Origin of the sequence: Bacillus sp. AK25 (assembly GCF_048270685.1) — a bacterium.
In the GTDB taxonomy this organism is placed as follows: domain Bacteria; phylum Bacillota; class Bacilli; order Bacillales; family Bacillaceae; genus Bacillus; species Bacillus altitudinis.
In genome coordinates, this window is sequence record NZ_JBLUWC010000001.1 from 743956 (window position 1) to 764419 (window position 20464).

At 40.6% G+C, this 20464-nt stretch carries 14 protein-coding genes; 10 read left to right on the forward strand and 4 right to left on the reverse strand.

Features of this window, described 5'->3' with window-relative positions:
* The first annotated feature begins 12 nt into the window (after positions 1–12).
* The gene (nagE, locus tag ACNO7B_RS03735; RefSeq protein ID WP_038475020.1) at positions 13–1377 is read left to right on the forward strand and encodes an N-acetylglucosamine-specific PTS transporter subunit IIBC; all 1365 of its coding nucleotides are present in this window, start codon (positions 13–15) and stop codon (positions 1375–1377) included.
* 18 nt (positions 1378–1395) lie between these two features.
* Here nagE and ACNO7B_RS03740 read toward each other — a convergent pair whose 3' ends face one another.
* Complete coding sequence (locus ACNO7B_RS03740) at positions 1396–2154, reverse strand: DUF817 domain-containing protein (protein ID WP_417901205.1); 759 nt, start codon at positions 2152–2154, stop codon at positions 1396–1398.
* Positions 2155–2348: 194 nt separating this feature from the next.
* On the opposite strand from ACNO7B_RS03740, the gene ACNO7B_RS03745 reads away from it, so the two are divergent.
* Positions 2349–2852: a DoxX family protein gene (locus ACNO7B_RS03745; RefSeq protein ID WP_007496570.1), complete on the forward strand. Its 504-nt coding sequence runs from the start codon at positions 2349–2351 to the stop codon at positions 2850–2852.
* 42 nt (positions 2853–2894) lie between these two features.
* Here the strand turns inward: ACNO7B_RS03745 and ACNO7B_RS03750 are convergent, their stop codons facing one another.
* Positions 2895–3482 carry a YjgB family protein gene (locus ACNO7B_RS03750; protein ID WP_417901206.1) on the reverse strand — a complete coding sequence of 196 codons (588 nt, stop codon included), beginning with the start codon at positions 3480–3482 and terminating at the stop codon, positions 2895–2897.
* A 94-nt stretch (positions 3483–3576) separates the two neighbouring features.
* Positions 3577–5559, reverse strand: coding sequence for an LTA synthase family protein (locus ACNO7B_RS03755; RefSeq protein WP_017358781.1), 1983 nt, complete (start codon positions 5557–5559; stop codon positions 3577–3579).
* 578 nt (positions 5560–6137) lie between these two features.
* Between ACNO7B_RS03755 and ACNO7B_RS03760 the strand changes: the two genes are divergently transcribed.
* From ACNO7B_RS03760 to ACNO7B_RS03795, 8 genes are all read left to right on the forward strand, one after another.
* Complete coding sequence (locus tag ACNO7B_RS03760; RefSeq protein WP_217609074.1) at positions 6138–7796, forward strand: pyridoxal phosphate-dependent decarboxylase family protein; 1659 nt, start codon at positions 6138–6140, stop codon at positions 7794–7796.
* Between the two features lie 31 nt (positions 7797–7827).
* Complete coding sequence (locus ACNO7B_RS03765; RefSeq protein ID WP_099496387.1) at positions 7828–9552, forward strand: methyl-accepting chemotaxis protein; 1725 nt, start codon at positions 7828–7830, stop codon at positions 9550–9552.
* An 81-nt stretch (positions 9553–9633) separates the two neighbouring features.
* Positions 9634–10020 (forward strand): DUF1992 domain-containing protein, encoded by a 387-nt coding sequence (locus ACNO7B_RS03770; protein WP_019743529.1) that lies wholly within the window; start codon positions 9634–9636, stop codon positions 10018–10020.
* A gap of 162 nt (positions 10021–10182) precedes the next feature.
* Positions 10183–11616 carry a PTS system trehalose-specific EIIBC component gene (gene treP / locus ACNO7B_RS03775; RefSeq protein ID WP_035703666.1) on the forward strand — a complete coding sequence of 478 codons (1434 nt, stop codon included), beginning with the start codon at positions 10183–10185 and terminating at the stop codon, positions 11614–11616.
* Positions 11617–11631: 15 nt separating this feature from the next.
* Positions 11632–13332, forward strand: coding sequence for an alpha,alpha-phosphotrehalase (gene treC / locus ACNO7B_RS03780; RefSeq protein ID WP_417901207.1), 1701 nt, complete (start codon positions 11632–11634; stop codon positions 13330–13332).
* Between the two features lie 19 nt (positions 13333–13351).
* Positions 13352–14068 (forward strand): trehalose operon repressor, encoded by a 717-nt coding sequence (treR, locus tag ACNO7B_RS03785; RefSeq protein WP_007496585.1) that lies wholly within the window; start codon positions 13352–13354, stop codon positions 14066–14068.
* A gap of 64 nt (positions 14069–14132) precedes the next feature.
* The gene (locus tag ACNO7B_RS03790; protein ID WP_417901208.1) at positions 14133–14567 is read left to right on the forward strand and encodes a terpene synthase; all 435 of its coding nucleotides are present in this window, start codon (positions 14133–14135) and stop codon (positions 14565–14567) included.
* Between the two features lie 485 nt (positions 14568–15052).
* Complete coding sequence (locus ACNO7B_RS03795) at positions 15053–16045, forward strand: Two component regulator three Y domain-containing protein (RefSeq protein ID WP_417901209.1); 993 nt, start codon at positions 15053–15055, stop codon at positions 16043–16045.
* A gap of 65 nt (positions 16046–16110) precedes the next feature.
* Here ACNO7B_RS03795 and ACNO7B_RS03800 read toward each other — a convergent pair whose 3' ends face one another.
* Positions 16111–20391: a multifunctional 2',3'-cyclic-nucleotide 2'-phosphodiesterase/3'-nucleotidase/5'-nucleotidase gene (locus ACNO7B_RS03800; protein WP_417901210.1), complete on the reverse strand. Its 4281-nt coding sequence runs from the start codon at positions 20389–20391 to the stop codon at positions 16111–16113.
* Between the last annotated feature and the right edge of the window lie 73 nt (positions 20392–20464).

Below are 20464 nucleotides of genomic sequence, written 5' to 3' on the forward strand. Positions count from 1 at the left end.
GGGAGAAATAAGATGGTGTTTCAGTTTTTTCAAAAGTTAGGAAAATCATTTATGCTTCCAATCGCTGTGCTTCCTGCAGCGGGTATCATTTTGGCTATTGGGCGAGAAGATGTATTCAACATCCCGTTTATTCATGCGGCAGGAAATGCAATTTTTGCGAATTTGGCTTTAATTTTTGCTATGGGTGTAGCGATTGGTATTTCAAAGGACGGTAACGGGGCAGCGGCGTTATCTGGAGCGATCTCTTATTTTATTTTGTCAGCTGGTACCACGTCGATCAATTCGACCAACAATATGGGGGTATTGGGTGGTATTTTGTGCGGACTTTTGGCAGGTTACGTTTACAATAAATTTAAGGACACGAAACTGCCGGAATACTTAGGTTTCTTTAGTGGAAGACGGCTTGTGCCAATTATGACAGCACTTTTTACCATTCTATTAGCAGCCGTTTTTGGATATGTATGGCCTCCAATTCAAAGTGTGATCAATGATTTGGGAGAGTGGATTTTAAGTCTTGGAGCAACGGGTGCCGGGCTGTTTGGCTTCTTTAACCGCTTGCTCATTCCATTAGGACTTCACCATGTGTTGAATAATCTATTTTGGTTTCAATTCGGTGAATTCAGCGGAGCGACAGGTGATTTAGCGCGGTTCTTCAAAGGCGATCCAAGTGCAGGTGTCTTTATGACTGGTTTCTTCCCAGTGATGATGTTCGGGCTGCCAGCGGCATGTCTCGCGATGGTTGTGACCGCAAAGCCTGAAAAACGAAAAGCAACAGCCGGTCTTATGATTGGAATGGCACTGACGTCATTTATTACAGGGATCACAGAACCAATTGAATTCTCATTTATGTTTTTATCTCCACTTTTATATGGTGTTCATGCGATATTAACTGGTCTTTCGCTCTTTATTGTCAACACCTTAGGCATTCATAGCGGTTTCGCTTTTTCAGCGGGTGCGATTGATTACGTTTTAAGTTTTGGAATTGCGCAAAAACCCATTCTGTTACTTGTAGTTGGGGTCATCTATGGCGTGATTTACTTTGTTGTTTTCTATTTCCTGATTAAATTGTTAAAGCTAAAAACACCGGGCAGGGAAGATGATGACATCGAAGATATTTCAGGGGATGATACACATACTGCCGGAGCAAGTATTCTCGTAGAGGGACTAGGCGGCAAAGGCAATATCACCACAATTGACCATTGTGCGACCCGTCTTCGTTTAACAGTAGAAGATACCAATTTATTAAATGAAGGTACATTGAAAAAAGCAGGTGCCAAAGGGGTACTGACGTCAGGAAAAACTTCCGTACAAATCATCATTGGAACAAATGTCGAATTTGTCGCCGATGATCTTCGCAAGGAAGTCGCTCGGGACTAAAAAAAGCGTTCAGCCAGATCAAATGGGCTGAACGTTTTTTTGTTTTCGCTGTTCGATCACCAGTACAATGCTGATGACAACAAGTAAAAACCATGAACTGATTTTACCAAGATGGACGATAGACCAAGCATGCTGCTGATTTGGATATTGCCATGCTCCTAAAAAGGTCGTGACATTTTCGGCCACCCAAATAAAAAAGCCAATCAGCAAAAACGAGATAACAAGCGGCATGCGAAAGGTCGATGAACCGACCTGAAAGGAAACTGTTGTTTTTCGAAACACAACCACTAGGAGTAATGTCAGCCACCAGCGTAGATCATAAATCCAGTGATGAGTAAAGAAATTGAAGTAAATACATAAACTGATCCCAATCGAAAGATACGGATGAGGCCATGCTTTCACCTTCACGTGAAGTCGAGTCAGTGCCTGATAAATATAGCTTGCCACGCTCGCATACATAAAACCGCTATAGAGCGGAACCCCAAAGATTTTCGTATAAGCCTCTTCAGGATAGGACCATGAACCCATATGTACTTTGTAGATTTCTAAGCCTATTCCAATCACATGAAAGAGACAAATAACCTTCAACTCTGTCAGCGTTTCAAGCCGTAGCATCAGCATGAGAAGCTGTGCCATGAGGCAAAGCAGAAGAATAACATCATATCGATGAAGAAAAGGAATAGACACGACCTTTGATAGGGCAAGCGCCGTAAAGATCATGACAGGAAATAGACAAGAGATGGCCTGTAAATAAGCAAAATGAAATAATGTTTTCATACCAAGTATAACCCCTTTTTACTGTCTGAAATAACTTAGACGGCCATAGCAAGGGAAAAGTTTACCTCGACTAGATATTCATGAACAATTTGTGAATATATATGTGAAAAGGATCACAAATGTATATTAAGTAGTATAATAAGATCATAAAGAAAATGTGAAATATTTCACATAATTTAAAAGGAGGCATCATCATGTTTACAAAATTCTTACAAACGAATGTATGGGCAGCGGTTATCCTTTTGGCAGCAAGACTTTATATCGGATGGACTTGGCTGACATCTGGTATTGGAAAACTAACAGGCGGATTCGATGCATCAGGATATTTGCAATTTGCCATAGCTGAACCTGTTGTGAAAGATGGACATCTTGTTTATCCGTTCTATGTCTGGTTTTTAGAAAATGTCGCGTTGCCAAATGCCGGACTCTTCAGTGCCATGGTCATGTGGGGAGAAATCTTAGTTGGTCTAGGACTAATTGTTGGATTGTTCACAACAACAGCAGCCTTTTTTGGAAGCGTGATGAATGTCTCTTTCTTACTAGCTGGAACCGTTTCTGTTAACCCGCTTCTTCTTCTGATCGCCGTCTTCATTATGGCAGCGAAAGGAAATGCCGGAAAACTTGGCCTTGATTATGTAGCAGGTCCAGTCCTTAAGCGAAAACTGAAAAGAAAGCCGCATTTAGAAGTGGCATCATAATAAAGAAAAGCATCCTGAGTGAAAACTCAGGATGCTTTTTATTTAGGAACCGGCTTTGATGAGGTTAATATGCACCACAGTCAGCTCGTGCTGACTGATATCTGGATCATGTCCGACGATAAATTCGAGCTCATAATTACCGGTCTGATAAACGTATTTTTTCTCTTTTGTTTGCGGGATGGTGCTGACTGAATCTGCTGGTCCAAGCTGTTTCTTTAATAGGGAAGGAGTCATTCCTCCGATATTCGTTTCTTTTTCTACATTTGTTCCAAAATAACGGATTTCGTTAATCTTGCCTTTTTTGTCATAGTGAAAAGCAAATCCAGGGTTGCCCATCTCAGCATGATACAAATCAAAGCCGCTTTGACCGGTTTCTGGATAAGGCTGTCCTAGTTTATGTCGTACGTCTTTTTTTGTTTGAACCCCTATTTTGAGTCCTTCTGCATAGTATGGCATTTGTCCTTGATGTGCTAGCTGATAAATACTGTTTAGCGCTGCTTTCGGCCCTTGAGGAATGGACTGTTCTGTCTCCGTTTTGGTCATGGCGTGCGCTGAAATCGATGGGCTAAAACCGAATAAGGTGGAAGAAGCGAGTGAAGCGGTCACGATAAAAGCTGCTGTTTTTTTCATGATTAATCAATCCCTCCTTCTTCAACTATACCCGGTGTCATGCGGATCAAACGTAAAAAGCCCCAGCTGACGGCTGGGGCCTTAAATGAGAAAGTTATTTGGAAGACGAGCTGGATTCATCTTTGGCGGAAGAAGAATCTTTTTCATCCTGTACTTTCTTTGTGTAGTCATAATCATTGCGCTCAATTGGTGTAAAGCCTTTAGGTTTGTAGAAACGGAGTAAATCTTCCGTGACAATCTTATCAGATGTCTCTAGCATCTTTTTCACCGTTTCGTTTTCTTGTGATGCCTTTTCAGTCGGCTCGATTTTTTCACCTGTTTTGTTGCTGTAATAGTTATTGCCTACTTTCGTGTAGTCCTTAGACACGAAGTCTCCATTTCTAAATGGCACAAGCTCTTTAAAGTTCTTCGATAAGATATCAGAACCAGACATTAAATAGTTCTTCGTATCATCTCCGAGCAGGTGGAGAAGGGTAGGCGCAACATCGACTTCACCAGAGTATTTATGAATCTGTCCGCCTTTTACGCCTGGCACATGGATAAAGAGCGGCACACGCATAAGCTGGGCATTTTCATAGTCTCCAATTTTTTCGCCAGTCACTTTTTCCATCGCTTCATTATGGTTTTCTGAAATGCCGTAGTGGTCACCGTACATAATGACGACGGTATTGTCATAGAGACCGGATTTCTTCAAGTCATTAAAGAACTGTTCAATGGCTTCATCTAAATAATGAGCAGATTGGAAGTAGTTATCAACGACAGAGTCTCCGAAGTCGCCAGGTTCAAAATCGGTATCACCTTCATCCATACCAAATGGGAAGTGGTTTGACAGCGTAATGAATTTCGAATAAAACGGCTGTTTTAGATTTTCAAGCATTGGCATGGATTCTTTGAAGAACGGTTTGTCTTTCAATCCATAGTTCTTCGTATCTTGTTCATTCATATCGTAGTACTCAGAATCGTAAAATCTGTCATATCCAAAGGACTTAAACATTTCATTTCGGTTCCAGAACGTTTTCGTATTCCCGTGGAATTCAGCGGACGTGTATTGGTCCTTTTTCAAAATGCCAGGAAGCGCCTGATATGTGTTTTGAGCTTTGTTAATAAACACAGAGCCTTGTGATAATGGGAAAAGCCCCGTATCCATCATAAATTCCGCATCAGATGTCTTTCCTTGTCCTGTTTGATGGAAGAAGTTATCAAAATAAAACGTTTTGTTGTCATGGGCTAATGAATTGAGGAAAGGAGTGACCTCTTTTCCATTCACTTTGTAATCAATGACAAAGTTTTGCAGTGATTCAAGAGAAATTGTAATGACGTTCATGCCTTTCGCTTTCCCGTAATAAGCCGGGTTAGGATCAGCGCTGTTCGCCTTTAGATAATTCTCTACATCTGTTACGTCACTTGAATTTGCCAGGGCACGCTGGCTGTTTGATTTCACATTTTGAATGGCATCAAACACCGTAAAATTATAAGCACCCAAGTATTTGACTAAATAATTGCGGTCGAACGATCTTGATAAAAGCTCTGGGCGATCAATTTCTGCTGCGATTAAGTTGACAACAAAGATCAGAACAGAGGACACAAGAACGAGTCTAAACGATTTTGTTTTTTGAACAGGTACAGTCGCTGTACTTGTTTGCTGCTGTCTTTTCATGCGGACTGCGAGTACGATCAAGATGATGGTATCGAGAAAGTAAAACATATCAGTCCAACGCATGAGTGAAAATGCACTATCACCTAATTGTCCGCCATTCGTTCCTGCCTGCATCACTGTAGGCAGCGTGATAAAGTCATTGAAGAATCGATAGTACACGATGTTTGCGTAAAGTAAAAAAGACATGAAAAAGTGAATCACAATGATAGCGGCAGGCTGCCATTTTTTCTTGAACAATAAAGCAAAGCCAAGAAAGAACAAGCTGGAGCTAATAGGATTCACAAAAAGCAAAATATGCTGAAGCACATTTGATATACCAAGTTTAAATTCGATTAAATAAGCTGTATACGTCTTGAGCCATAACAAGATGGCTGCAATTACAAAGAAGCCGAGGCCCCTTTTTTGAATAAATGTTTTCATTTAAACACTCCTTTTCTCCGTTAAACGGAAGAGGCGGAACGAAAGAAAACGAACCATTAGAATATACCATGAAATGCACAAATAGAAAAGTCATAACCGGTGAGCACCTAAGGCAGCCTGTCCGAGCTAGAGTTGGGAAGACATCGAAAATATTCGATCTCCGAAAAACTTTTTGTGAAATTCATCCTAATAATTACAGAAAATTCTGTATTTTTCCTGTTGCTATATCAATAAAACAGGTAAAAAGACACAAGTCTAAAGAATTAATTTGATTTCTACAATGGTGCATTTAGGCGTATTTCCAGTGTTTATTAATGTTTATGCAGGTTAAGTAAAAAAAATGAACGAATAAACCGCTGAATTGTCTGGATAATAATTCCTTTGTGTAAGTATATTAATATATTTTATTGTTTCACAAACATAATGGTTTTGATGTGTATTGTAAGGGTTCTATTCTTTTTGATGGGTGAACAAATTATCTAAATATACTTAAGTGAACAGTTCGACACTATAAACTTTTGAAACGGGGTCGATATAGACAGTGACAGGAAATCTTCCATTGAAAGGATTGATAGTATATGACTGTACGAGCACAGAACCTCGTTCAGAACTGGTTTCCGAGTGAGGACGGAAATGCAGAAGAGCGGAAAGAACTCATTAAATTAATGGAACAGATCATTTCAGGGGTCGATGACCTGAAGGATCCGAACCGTGCTCACCTAAAAGGTGAAAAGAATCGCGAGGAGGACTTTTACAAAAAGCTCACTGAAACAAGTCAAATTCCGATGAACGGACAACAAGCGGAACTTGTGAATGAAGAATTACTGAAGCTTTTACATAATCATCCATACCACACGAAGTATTTCTTCACGAACATTTTGCCAATGGCAAGTACACCAGGAATTCTAGGCATGCTGACGGCTATGCTGGTTAACGGAAACAACCTATGGGATGTGTATGGACCAGCAGGCGCAGAAGCTGAGGTCAGAGTGGTCTCAATGATGTCTAAGCTCATCGGATATGATCCAAATGTGAGCGGGGGCTACACAACATGGGGAGGTCAAGGGGCTATTTTCTCGGGGCTTCGTTTAGCAATTTCGAAAGTTGCACCGGAGTCATTACGAAAAGGTGTCCCGCAAAATCTTTATGCGTTTTGTTCTGATGCAGCACATTACAGCTTATTTAAGTCAATGGAAGCAACAGGGCTTGGCACAGACAACTTAATCAGAATTAAGACGAATAAAGATCATTCGATGGATATGGAAGATTTGCGTTGTCAAATGGAACGTGTTGCCCAAAATGGCGGAATTCCCGTTTATATTGTGGCAACAACCGGAACAACAGATGCCATTGCAATTGATGATGTAAAAGGGGTGCGTGAAACGGCCGAAGCCATTGCTGAGAAGTATGGTCTCAAGGTGCCGCATATTCATGCAGATTCGGCGCTTGGTGGATTCTTTGCTTTCTTTAATGAGTATGATGTATCTGAAAACCCGCTGCAATTCTCAGACGGTGTTCTTCGTATGTTAAAAGAAATCAAAGCAAAGTTTCAGCATCTTTCTCTTGCTGATACGATGTGTTTTGATTTTCAAAAACTTGGACAAACACCGTACACATCTAGTTTATTCTTAGTGAAAAACGCTGCTGACTTAAAGCGCTTGGACCTAGAAGAACAAGAAACACCATATGTTGGACATAGAGGATACGGGGAGTACCATACCGGTTATACGCTTGAATGCTCAAGAATGGGAAGCTCCATCAGCATGCTAAGTGTGCTACTAACGTTTGGAATTGAAGGATACCAGCGCTTGCTCGGTCAATTTTTAGAGGTGAACCTTGCATTTAGAGAAGCACTTCGTCAGGAAATTCCACAAGCAGAAGTCGTCAATGATGACAATGTCGGAATGGCTACATTGTTTAGAATTTACCTAGACGGATCTCCTCGTTTTAAGGAAGAAATATCAGGAGAAGCAACTGCTATGGAAATTGAGCGCAACAATGATTTGAACAAAATCCTCTTTGAAAAGCTTGGAGAGAAAAGAGACGAAATGTTCTTTGGTGATACAACGAAGTTTTTACAAGTCAACGCCAAAGAAGGTCAAGAATTCTATCTAAGTGTGAGTAAATTTTTTGTGATTTCACCTTATACGTTACCGGAGCATATCCCTCATATCGTATCTTATTTAAAAGATGTCATTGCATCTGTTTGTGGACAATTTGAAAGTGTAGAGGCTTAAATTAAAATTGAGAGTGGAGATGTAGAAAAAAATGGCGAAACAAAGGAAGTTTGGAGGACTTACGATATCCTCCAAAATCATGTCAGTCGTTGTCGTAACATTACTCGCAACCGTTGCATTATTCGTTCTAACATTTTATTTAGTTAGCCAGGATTTATCTTCCCAATTATTAAAGCAATTTGATTATCGATTAACAACAGATATTGATACAGCTAAAAAAGAAATCGATAATATTGATGGAAATGTCCTTAGCATTAGCGGGAAGGATGATCCTATTTATGTGGAGATCAAAAAGAAATTCACAGAACTACAAAAAGATCATACGCTTGAGAACTTATACGTGTTATCAAATAAGGGCGGCAAAGAAAGAATCATCGTACTAACAGGGGAAGACAATGATTTTGATCAAGATTATGTCTTTTCAGATGAAATGAAACAAGCTCTTTCTGAAGATAAAATGGTCAAAAGTGATATTTACGTTGATTCGTATGGGACTCATAAATCCGTCTTTTTACCAATTAAAGATTCAGGCGGTGAACTCACGGGGATTTTAGGAATTGACTTAGACGCGTCTGTTGTTCCAGAAACAACGAAAAAGCTGACAATTTATATTACAGTAGCATCTGCGATTGTGCTCATCGGTGGATTACTCTTCTCATTCTTCATGGGAAGAAGAATTGCAAAACCAGCACGTTCATTAATGGAATCAGCGGATCGAATTGCAGATGGTGATTTAACTGGCATGGTAGAAGTTCAAAGTAAAGATGAGATCGGTCAATTAGCGGCTTCCTTCCAGAAAATGCAGGGGCGGATCAAAGAGCTTATTGGACAGATCTCAAACTCATCAAGTGAAGTGTCGAGAATGTCTTCACAGCTTCGCACAGTGACAACGGAATCTAGTCAAAGTGCACAGCAAGTGTCAGAAGCGATGACGAATATGAGTGAAGGAATCAATGATTCAGTCGCAAACATTACAGACTGCACAACATCTGTTGCGGAAATCGATACTCAAATCGAAGGCGTAACAAAAGAAGTAGATGAAATGAAATCTGTTTCATCAGAAGTACAAGAGCAGTCAGAATCTGGTCAAAAATTAGTGCAGCATGTGCTTGAACATCTCAACATGTTACACGACATGATGACAAGCTCCAAGCAAGCGGCAGAAGAATTACAATCACATTCAACAGAAATTGAAAGTGTCATCTCCATTATTACGGACATTTCAGCGCAAACGAATCTGCTTGCACTGAATGCTTCTATTGAAGCAGCACGTGTAGGAGAAGAAGGAAAAGGATTTGCTGTTGTCGCTGATGAAGTCCGTAAGTTAGCTGAACAGTCAGCTGATGCAGCTAAAACGGTCTCAGACTTAGTCATTGGCACACAGGAAAATAGTCAGCGTGTCCTTGAAAGCGTGGAGGAAAGCAGTAAAGCAGTGGAAGAAGGCCGTGAGCAAATGAAAGGCACCTCGCAGAACTTCGCTGGTATTTATGATGGAGTGTCTCAATTTGCAAGCAGAACGAACAATTTGCTTCAATCTATTCAGCAGGTAGAACGAGCATATCAAACAATTTCTACATCGATTGAACAAATTTCGGTCGTGTCAGAAGAACATGCGGCAAGCTCTCAAGAAGTAGCGGCAGCAACAGAACAACAAAGTGCTGGAATGCAGCAAATTTCAAGTGCGATTGAACAGCTCTCTGACATGTCAGAGGACTTGGCACAAATGGTATCTACTTTTAAAATCGACAAAAAATAACGAGAAAGCTGGCTCTTGTGAGAGAGTCAGCTTTTTTGCTATGCTTAACCAAATATCAGACGACCTGAAAGGAGACGTGTCATGGATTTTGCGCAGAGATTGTCAGAAGAACGGATCAAAAAGGCGATGGACAATGGAGCTTTTGAAGGATTATCAGGCTTTGGGAAACCTCTGCCAAAGGATGATGCTGCTCATGTACCTGAAGAGCTGAGGATGGGCTATCGAATCATGAAAAATGCTGGCTTTGCCGGGGAAGAAACCGCTTTGAAAAAAGAACTAATGACGGTCAAAGAGTTACTGAAAACGAGTATAGATGGAGAAGAAAGAAAAAAACTCTCTCTCGTATGTGAGGAAAAACAGAAACGTCTTGATGAACTCACATCCAAGCGCCAAACGTTTGCTCGTCCAGCCTCCTCCTTTTATAAGAATAGGGTCTACGAAAAACTAACGGAGCATAAAAAAAGATGATGACACGCTGCCTCTCTGAGCACATTGAGGGAGCTTTTTTTATGAAAGCGCTACATTTTCTTATTGACTACATGTATATACAAATATAAAATATGAGGTGAACATGTATATACAAGTTTTGATTCTTTTTTCTTATAAAAAAACGATCTCGGAGGGGATAGCATGGCTGATTATCAGGCAGCGGCAGATCAGATTGTGAAAGCCATTGGCGGCAAAGAAAACATTGATCAAGCCACACATTGTGTGACAAGACTTCGTTTTGTGCTAAAAGATGAAGCTAAGGTGGATGAGAAAGCACTAGAACAAATTGATGAAGTGAAGGGATCTTTCTCAGCGAATGGCCAATACCAAGTGGTCATTGGTCAAGGAGTGGTGAATCGGGTTTATGCCGAAATGGTCAAACAGACGGGAATCGGCGAAGCGACAAAAGAGGACGTCAAGCGTGCCTCTGATCAGAAATTAAATCCACTGCAGCGTGCGGTGAAAACGCTTGCAGATATCTTCATTCCAATCCTTCCAGCTATCGTGACAGCCGGTTTATTGATGGGGATTAATAATATTTTAACAGCTCCTGATATTTTCTTTGATCAAAAATCCATTGTGGATGTGTATCCGGCATGGGCGGATTTAGCAAATATGATCAACTTGATTGCAGGCACTGCCTTTACCTTTTTGCCAGCATTAATCGGCTGGTCGGCTGTCAAGCGGTTTGGAGGTAATCCACTTTTAGGGATGGTCCTCGGACTGATGCTTGTACATCCAGATCTGTTGAATGCGTGGGGATATGGAGCGGCGGAAAAGACAGGTGACATTCCTGTTTGGAATTTGTTTGGACTTGAAGTGCAAAAGGTAGGTTATCAAGGGCAAGTTCTGCCGATACTCGTTGCCTCCTATTTACTCGCAAAGCTCGAATTATTTATAACAAAACGGACACCTGAAAGTATTCAGCTGTTAGTTGTTGCACCAATTACATTACTACTCATTGGATTTTTATCATTTATCGTCATTGGTCCCGTTACATTTGCGATCGGAAACGTTTTAACATCTGGACTCGTCACCGTGTTCCAGCAATTCGCAGCACTTGGTGGCCTTTTATACGGCGGATTGTATGCAGCGTTAGTCATTACAGGGATGCACCATACGTTCCTAGCAGTCGATATTCAGCTGATTAACTCAAAACTGCACGGAACGTTCCTATGGCCAATGCTCGCCCTGTCTAATATTGCTCAAGGATCAGCGGCACTTGCGATGATGTTTGTCTTAAAAGATGAAAAGCAAAAAGGGCTCTCGCTGACATCAAGTATTTCTGCTTACTTGGGCATTACTGAACCGGCGATGTTTGGGGTGAACTTGCGCTATAGATTCCCGTTTATTTTTGCCCTGATCAGTTCAGGGATAGCTGGTATGTTTATTGCCTCACAAGGGGTACTGGCAAGTTCAGTCGGCGTTGGAGGCATTCCAGGAATCTTCTCGATCATTCCGAAATATTGGGGGGCATTTGCCATCGGAATGGTGATTGTGCTGATCGTCCCATTCATTGGTACCCTTTTATATGCAAAACTTAAAAAGAAGGATGTATCACAAGAACTGAACTAGTGGTGGTGAAGGAAATTGAATCAACAAACAAACGAACCGTGGTGGAAAAAAGCCGTGGTCTATCAAATTTATCCGAAGAGCTTTTTAGACACAACAGGCTCTGGTACAGGTGATATCAATGGCGTGACGAAAAAGCTCGACTATATCAAAGAGCTAGGGGCGGATTGTATTTGGCTGACCCCTATGTATGAGTCACCACAGCATGACAATGGTTATGATATTAGTGATTATACAAAAATCCATGACATGTACGGCACAATGGCTGATTTTGAGCACATGCTGAAAGAAGCACATGAACGAGGGATCCGTGTCATCATGGATCTAGCCGTGAACCATACGTCCATTTTCCATGAGTGGTTTCAAGCCTCCCGAGAGTCGAAGGAGAACCCGTATCGAGACTATTATATTTGGAAGGAGCCGAAAGCGGACGGCTCTCCTCCGAATGACTGGCAGTCAAAGTTTGGCGGGCCAGCGTGGGAATTAGATGAAGCGACAGGTGACTATTATCTTCATTTATATGATGTTACCCAGGCAGACCTCAACTGGGAACATGATGAAGTGCGCAGGAAAGTATATGACATCATGCACTTTTGGTTTGAAAAAGGGATCGATGGATTCAGACTGGATGTCATCAATAACATTTCAAAGGATCAACGCTTTTTAGATGATGCCGGGCAATCAGTGCAAGGTGACGGGCGTATGTACTATACAGATGGGCCGAGAATTCATGAATTTTTGCATGAAATGAATCAGGAAGTGTTTTCGAAATACGATAGCATGACCGTGGGGGAAATGTCTTCAACGAATATTGCAGACTGCATTCGGTATACAAGACCTGATCGGCAGGAGCTGGATATGACGTTTAATTTTCATCATTTAAAAGTTGACTATCCTAACGGTGAAAAGTGGGCCATTGCGCCATTTGATTTTCTAGAGTTGAAATCCATTCTGTCAGAATGGCAGACGAAAATGCATGAGGGCGGCGGCTGGAACGCACTCTTTTGGTGCAACCATGACCAGCCACGCATCGTGTCTAGATACGGTGATGATGGCACGTACCATCAGCAATCAGCGAAGATGCTGGCGACCACCATTCATTTGATGCAAGGCACTCCTTATATTTATCAAGGTGAAGAAATTGGGATGAAGAATCCTCGCTTTGAGGACATTTCGTCATACCGCGATATCGAATCACTCAATATGTACGAAGTCATGCTTGAAAAAGGGAAAACAAAGGAAGAAGCTTTGGCAATTTTACAGGTCAAATCAAGAGATAACGCAAGGACACCTATGCAATGGACGTCGGAAAAAAATGTGGGGTTCTCAAAAGGTATGCCTTGGATTGAACCAGCTCAAAACGATATTTCAGTAGAAGCTGCTTTAAAAGATGAGACGTCGATTTTTTATCATTATCAAGCCCTTTGCAGGCTTCGTAAGGAACTTGATGTAATCACCTATGGAAGCTTTACTTTATTGCTGGCAGATGATCCAAAGGTGTTTGCGTATGTCCGAGAAGGCAAAGATGAGAAGATTCTCGTGATCAATCATTTTTATGCAGGCGAGACGGACTTTACACTTCCAGATGAGCTTGCAAAGGATGTCAATGAAATGGAAGGGCAAGTCCTGCTGTCCAATTATGAGGATGTGCCGGCAGATATCAAGGGATTTACGTTGCGCCCATATGAGTCAATCGTTTATCATTTAACCAAACGCTAGTAAATGGGGCGGAAGGAAAATGAAAGAGAATAAGTTTCGAGTGATTTATGATCAGCTCGCAAGACGAATTGAACAAGGTGAATGGCAGGATAAAGGCATCCTCCCATCAGAACATGAGCTGTCTGTCATGTATGACACATCCCGTGAGACGGTGAGAAAGGCATTAAACATCCTTGTGCAAAATGGCTATATCCAAAAAATTCGTGGGAAAGGCTCAGTATTGCTGAATCGAGAGAAAATGCAGTTCCCAGTTTCGGGTCTTGTCAGCTTTAAAGAGCTTTCCCAAACGCTTGGACGCAAGACGGTAACAACGGTTCATGAGTTCGGTTTAATCAAGCCAGATCAGTATATTCAGTCTCAGCTGAAAATCAGTGGGCAGGAGGACGTTTGGGAAGTCATTCGCTCTCGCAATATTAGCGGAGAAGAAGTCATTTTAGACAAAGATTACTTTTTGCAAAAACATGTGCAGGTCTTGTCTAAGGACATTTGTGAAGGATCGATCTACGAGTATATTGAAGGAGAACTTGGGGTTTCGATTAGCTACGCACAAAAGGAATTTGTGGTCGAGCCATGTACAGAAGAGGATGAAAGGTATCTCGATTTGAACGGGTTTGATCATGTGGTGGTGGTGAAAAATTATGTGTTCTTGGAGGATACGAGTCTATTCCAATACACCGAAAGCCGCCACCGGCTAGATCGTTTCAGATTCGTGGATTTTGCTAGAAGAGAGAAGTAGACAGGGCCGAGGCTCTGTCTATTTCAGGTTTTAGGGAAACAAGAGCAACATTCTAGGAGGACAAATGATCAGACTGAATAGACCATTAAAATTAAGAGATTTAGAAATTTTTAGCGTGATGAAAGATCACAGGATTTTATGTTATGTCATCATTGAAGACACGCGAAAACCGTTTACGGAAGAAGATAGAAAATTAGAGCCATTATGTTATATGGATGAAGAAGACATTCAAGGGATTTTGAATGTATTTCATATTTCAATTATCAGTGATGAAATATTAAATGAAGAAGATTTAACCCTTGTGAAATCGTACTTTGCTGAATTTGTGAATAACACGAACTTAACGAATTTCATTACGAGAGAATATGTTCAAGAGGATTTATATGCCATTGATGATGAAGATGATATCACGTTCTTTAATAGAATGCTGCGTCATATAGGGTCAGATGATGTGAAAGAATTTGATGACCGTCATTGGATGTATTTATCCCAAGATTGATAGTGAGATGGAAAAAGGACAGAGCCGAAGCTCTGTCCTTTTCTTTTAAGAAGACATCTTGATTCGTATATTGAAAGTCATTCAATATACATAAAAATCCAATGATATCAAAAGATAATGTGGTTATCAGCGGAAGCACCGATTTGGAAACCATTTTACCCAGTCTGATACTTATACCAGAAAATGAATTAATCTAGAACATGAAGACAGTATGCAAAAGAGTTTCTGCTATTAAATTAGTAGAAAAAAGGTTGCTGGGTCTCGAATTCTGTATATTATTTTGTAATGAAATGATAATATATATATAGGATTTAGGGAGGATGTACTAATAGAAGAAAAATTTGAAAATCGAATAGGTGTATTCTATTTTATAAAAAAGTGCATTAAAAGAAGATCAAGAAATTGAAAGTAAGAACGAGGAAGTAGTGTCCCTCCTAAATATAAAAGAAAATAACATAATGAAAAATTTTGTGGAGAGTGAATGAATGTTTAAGGATGAAAAAACTTTCGATAGTGAAAAGAGTGTAAAGTATGTATTTAGAAAATCTTTCAAAGAAACAGATGCGCTTGTCATTGTCTTTTCTGCATTCCAAAAAATTGGTTCACCACCTAGCTATAACTATGTTCGAACGATAGAAGAGTTTGATTGCAATAAATTGTTCATATTAGATGATTTCGGGGCAAGGGCTTCTTATTATTTGTGTGAAAATAGGGACTTTTCGATTGAACGCTCGGTAATAAAATTAATCAAGAAAATCATCGGAGAAAATGACATAAAGACAGTCATATCTGCTGGATCTAGCAAAGGTGGATACGCTGCAATGTATTATGGAATAAAATACGGATTCGATTATATAATTTCTGCTTCTCCGCAATATTTACTAGGTGACTATTTACTAGAACAAACGAGAACGAACGAAGTTGTAAAATTTATGGCCGGGAATGACTTAGAGGGAGATCATATTTTTTTAAACACGATAATGAAAAATATGATAATCAAAACTCACAACAAGCCAAATATTTTGATACATTTAGGTAAAGGCGAAATGTCTTATCAAGAACATGTACTGCCTTTAACGAAAGATCTAGATGATGCTGGATTACAATATAATCTCGACCTAGGAGATTATGATAAACATAGTGATGTAGCAAAGGCATTTCCACCAATATTAAAGAGGAAAATAAGGGAATATATAGGATACCCAAGTCTGGATATTGAGATTCAAAGAAACAATGTTGATGGTAGTTGTAAATTTATTGCAAAAACAGAGACTGATAATAAAGTTGCTTGGTATGTCTATCAAAACAATAAAAAGATAGATGCAAAAAACTATTCACTAGACAAATTTTATGATTTAAAGACAACAAATCATGGGGAATACAAAGTTAAGGCATTTGCACAAAATGAGAAAGGGCTAAAGGTATCTTTATTTTCCGAGCCAATCATTATTCAAATGGAACAAACTATTCAGTCGTAATTAGTTAAAGGAAGACAAAATCATTGCATGAAAAAAGGACAGAGCCAATGCTCTGTCCTTTTCTATTAAGATGATACTTTGTCTCGTGTGCGTTTGCGCTGGTAGTAATAAAGGATACCGCCTGAGGCGAGCATGAGCAAGCCAATTAATACCGCTGTATACATCATCGTTGCAGTATTCGGCAGTGTGCCGCCTGGTAAGCCGCTTCCATCCTGATTTGGATCCGAACCGCCTGGAGCAGAAGTTCCACCGTCTCCGCCATTTTGGCCTGGAGCTGTTCCAGCAGCTTCACTTTGATTGAGTACGGTGTATTCACTAAAGTGCTCCGTTTGACCTGAGACAATCCCGTTTTCGAATGAACCGTTACTTGTTTTGGCATAGCGGTTTTTCTCACGATCGACATAATAGACACCTGGTTTTTTCGCTTTTTCAGGCGCATCTAATGTAAAGAACAGTGTGACGGGATCTTTAAAGGTAGACACATTTTTCTGATCTTGTTTGATTTGGAAATCGTATGTGTCGGTTAATGCGTTTTTCACCTTATTTGTTTTTGCCATTGATATATCTGCTTGTTGCTCTGACAAATTGGAGAGCGGTAATGCTAGACCGACTTTGTCATGATAGATGGTGACGTTTGGATCTTGCTCTCGTTTCTTCAGTTCAGCTACTTGCCCTTTTGATAGAGACAATTGAACCTTTTTCGCTTCGGTTGCTTTGTCTAAATAGAGCAATGCTTTGTTCGTATGCTGCACATACGTTTGGAATTTCTCATCATCTTGAATGTCATAGGCGCCTTTTCCTTTCAAGCGAGGAAGGAATACTTCTTTCACTCGATGGTCGATGACTGGAGAAATATGACCGTCTGCCTGTTCAATTTGCTCTTTGAAAATTTCATAGTCAACATAGCCTAAGTCTTCACCATGAGACGCTTCTGTAAAGACGCTGTAGCCATCACCGCCTGTGCCAACAAATGCGTTAGTCGCCACGCGGTATGTTTTCTGATCATCAATGTCAGTCAGATTGCCATTTTGATCTTTCAATTTGACATCAATCAGTCTACTGCCAGCAGGCTTACTGAGCGTAAACGTATATTCAATGCCAGCTACATGAGGGAATGCGCCTCCGCCTTCTTCAATGCCTGAAAGACCTTGTTCAAGCGCTTTTTTAATTTGACTGCCTTTTAAATCTGCGACATATAGTGTGTTTCCAAAAGGCATCACCGTTAAAATATCCCCTAATGTGATATCTCCTTTTTCAATGCTGCCTCGAATACCGCCACCGTTTGTAATGGCAAGGTCAGCCCCAGCAGATTCTTGTGCTTTCTTTAACATGCCATCTGCAATAAAGTTTCCAAGGTTCGTTTCCTTTGCACGGACGTGTTCACGCTGTCCATCTAAGAAGACATCAGACGTCCCGACTTTTTCGGTTTTTAAATCTTGGATATCTGCCTTGTACTGATCAAGAATCGCTTTTGCGTCCTCATCTTCTTTCACAGAGTCGTCGATCGTGATGAGGTCAAAAGTAGATTCTTTTGGCTGTACGACGCCTTTTTTGTCAAAGGCCACGTCTACTTTTCCTAAAAATTGTCCGTAGTCTTTTACTTGCGCAACAATCGTTGGTTCTTTTTTATTGATGACCTTTAATTTTTCAACAAGGGTGTGGGTGTGACCACCAATGATGAGATCAATGCCATCTACTTTTTGAGCCAGTTCTAGATCACGATTATAGCCAATATGTGTAAGCGCAATAATTTTATTGATTTTTTCTTCAGTTTGAATGGTATTGACTGTTTCTTTTGCTTTTTTGTATGCATCTTGAAATTGAATGTTGGGACCACTGCTGGATGTAACGGCTGTGTCTTCAGTGGTTAAACCGAATACAGCGACCTTTTCACCATTTACATCAAGCAGAATGTAAGGGTAAATGCCAGCTTCTTTTTTCTCACCAGCTTTAAATGTTGCTGGTTTTTTCACTAAGTCGCTTAACTGTTTTTCCTTAGAGACATTCACGTTTGATGACACGATCGGGAAGTTCGGTTTTTCAAACTGATGACGGTTTTTAGCATCAACACTGGATGCGTCACCTGTCAGGAATTGACGAAGGACAGATGGACCTTTATCAAATTCATGATTCCCAAACGTCATGGCATCGTATTTCATTAAGTTCATCAGCTTCAGATCGGCAAGTCCTTGCCATTTTGTGAAATAGAGATCACCAGAGAAGACATCACCAGCGTCTAATAAAATATTGTTTTCGCTTTGGGCGCGAACTTCTTTGATCTTGGTTGCGCGTCTTGCTGCATCATCCAGATGGGCATGTGTATCGTTTGTATGCATCACCGTTAAATGCCAATTGTCTGTTGCAGGTGGTTCTGTTGTACCATCATCTTTAAACGCTAGCTTGTACACGCCAAGTCCGTCTGTGCTGGCATTTCGAATAAAGTCGACGCTGTTTGATTTCTCTGCGAACGGTTTTGCAAGTAGAGAAGATTCAAAGGTGACTGTTGCGCCTTTTACTGGTGCAATGGACCAGTTTTGATCTGCGCTTGGGTTAATGGTTTTTTGTTCAATAATATAATCCATCAGCACTTGGCGGTTCTCATCTGCTGAGGCGAGCACGACTTTATCTTGTGTGAGGTGCGGGAAGCCTCCGCCGCCAGATGCACGGTAATTGTTTGTCACGACTAAAAATTCTTGATTGTCAGAAACGGGTTTTCCGTTGTAAGACAAGTTTTTGATGCGGTTCGCACTAGCGTTAACAAGTGTGCCTGTTGTGCTGTATTTAGCAGGCTGTGTGACATCTACTTGGTACGTCACACCATCGATTACATCAAAATTATATGAGCGGTATTCTTCGTTTAAAATAGGCTGTTCATTTGAAGTATTTGGTTTGATTTGGTTAAACTGACCAGCAGACATTTCAAGCCAGTCTTTTACTTCACTGCCTTTTAGTTTTACAATCTGCACGGTGTTATCGTAAAGGTAGAGATCACCGATGTTTTTAATCGCTAAATCACCTTTTGCGATATTTGTATAATAGTTCACACCGTTGCGTCCGCCGGCTTTAAATGGCGCACCCGCAGAGAGAATCGGCAAGTTTTTGTACGAAGTATCTTTCATTTTTTCTTGTGCATACCATTTCTGGGCATCTGTCACGATTTGAATAGAAGGGTCATCCATCACTTGAGCGAAAAAGCTGTTAATGTCTGCTTCTGTTTTTCCAACTGGCTTTCTGACGTAATCTAGGGTGTTTTGGTGAGTTGTTTGAATGGCATTTTTCACTGTACTGTTTTGAGATGTCACCCCGGCAACAGATTCGATTTTGCCTGTTCCGTCTGTGACTTTCCAGTTGCTGCCGTCTGGCTCTAGTGTTAAATCAATGACTCCGAGGTAGCTTCCCCAGTTTTTTGACATGACGACAGGAATGCCATTAATGGTTCCCTTTGCGACATCAAATTTGTCTACGCCGCTATATTCAGCGCTTGGGAATGTGCCATGCTGGTGGCCAGACACAATCGCATCAATGCCTTTTGTTTTCGTGGCAAGGTCAAAGATCATATTTTCTGATCCTTTAGGTGAAGCTGTTTTTTCAATTCCTGTATGAGCAAGAGCGACGATGACATCTGCGCCTTTTGCTTTCATTTCTGGAATGGTTTCATTGGCAGACTCCACAATATCTTGCACTTGAACTTGTCCATCTAAATGTTTCTTATCCCACGTCATAATTTGTGGTGGTACGAATCCTATGTAACCGACTTTCACAGTTTGGGAGGCTCCGTTTGCATCTTTAAAGGTTTTATCCTGAATGACATAAGGAGTAAATCGGTGTTCTCCGTTTAACTTTTTGACGTTCGCATTGACAATCGGGAAGTTGGCGCCCGCAATGGTACCGTCAAGAAAAGATAAACCGTAGTTAAATTCATGATTGCCGAGTGTACCTGCATCATATTTTAGTTTGTTGAGTGTATGAATAATGGGGTGAACCTTTGTTTGATTGATGATGCTGTCTTTTTCATTTTTATAAACGTATTCTCCAAGAGGGGTTCCTTGAATCAGGTCTCCGTTATCAACAAGGAGTGTATTGGGATTTTGTGAACGGTGCTTGTCAATCAGCTCGGCTGTTTTTTCCAAACCGAATTCATTTGTTTCTTTGTCACTGTAGTAATCATAATTCATCATGTTCGCATGAACATCCGTTGTGGCTAAGATACTGACCTTTACGGCGCTGCCGCTTTCTGTTTCTGCATGAGTAGGTACTGCTGGGAGAATGAGACTAATCAACATCATGGAAGTGAGCAGAATAGACAGGTTTTTCCTTCGTTTAGACCTATGTGCTTGCTTCTTCACCTGATCTCCGCCTTTCTAATTTTTTTGACCACAATACCTATTGTAGAAATGTTTCGTTAACTTTTGTAGTTAT

Excerpts from the sequence above, each read along its gene's own strand:
- nagE (WP_038475020.1), top strand. The coding sequence starts at position 13 with ATGGTGTTTCAGTTTTTTCAAAAGTTAGGAAAATCATTTATGCTTCCA.
- ACNO7B_RS03740 (WP_417901205.1), bottom strand. The coding sequence starts at position 2,154 with ATGAAAACATTATTTCATTTTGCTTATTTACAGGCCATCTCTTGTCTA.
- ACNO7B_RS03745 (WP_007496570.1), top strand. The coding sequence starts at position 2,349 with ATGTTTACAAAATTCTTACAAACGAATGTATGGGCAGCGGTTATCCTT.
- ACNO7B_RS03750 (WP_417901206.1), bottom strand. The coding sequence starts at position 3,482 with ATGAAAAAAACAGCAGCTTTTATCGTGACCGCTTCACTCGCTTCTTCC.
- ACNO7B_RS03755 (WP_017358781.1), bottom strand. The coding sequence starts at position 5,559 with ATGAAAACATTTATTCAAAAAAGGGGCCTCGGCTTCTTTGTAATTGCA.
- ACNO7B_RS03760 (WP_217609074.1), top strand. The coding sequence starts at position 6,138 with ATGACTGTACGAGCACAGAACCTCGTTCAGAACTGGTTTCCGAGTGAG.
- ACNO7B_RS03765 (WP_099496387.1), top strand. The coding sequence starts at position 7,828 with ATGGCGAAACAAAGGAAGTTTGGAGGACTTACGATATCCTCCAAAATC.
- ACNO7B_RS03770 (WP_019743529.1), top strand. The coding sequence starts at position 9,634 with ATGGATTTTGCGCAGAGATTGTCAGAAGAACGGATCAAAAAGGCGATG.
- treP (WP_035703666.1), top strand. The coding sequence starts at position 10,183 with ATGGCTGATTATCAGGCAGCGGCAGATCAGATTGTGAAAGCCATTGGC.
- treR (WP_007496585.1), top strand. The coding sequence starts at position 13,352 with ATGAAAGAGAATAAGTTTCGAGTGATTTATGATCAGCTCGCAAGACGA.
- ACNO7B_RS03790 (WP_417901208.1), top strand. The coding sequence starts at position 14,133 with ATGATCAGACTGAATAGACCATTAAAATTAAGAGATTTAGAAATTTTT.
- ACNO7B_RS03795 (WP_417901209.1), top strand. The coding sequence starts at position 15,053 with ATGTTTAAGGATGAAAAAACTTTCGATAGTGAAAAGAGTGTAAAGTAT.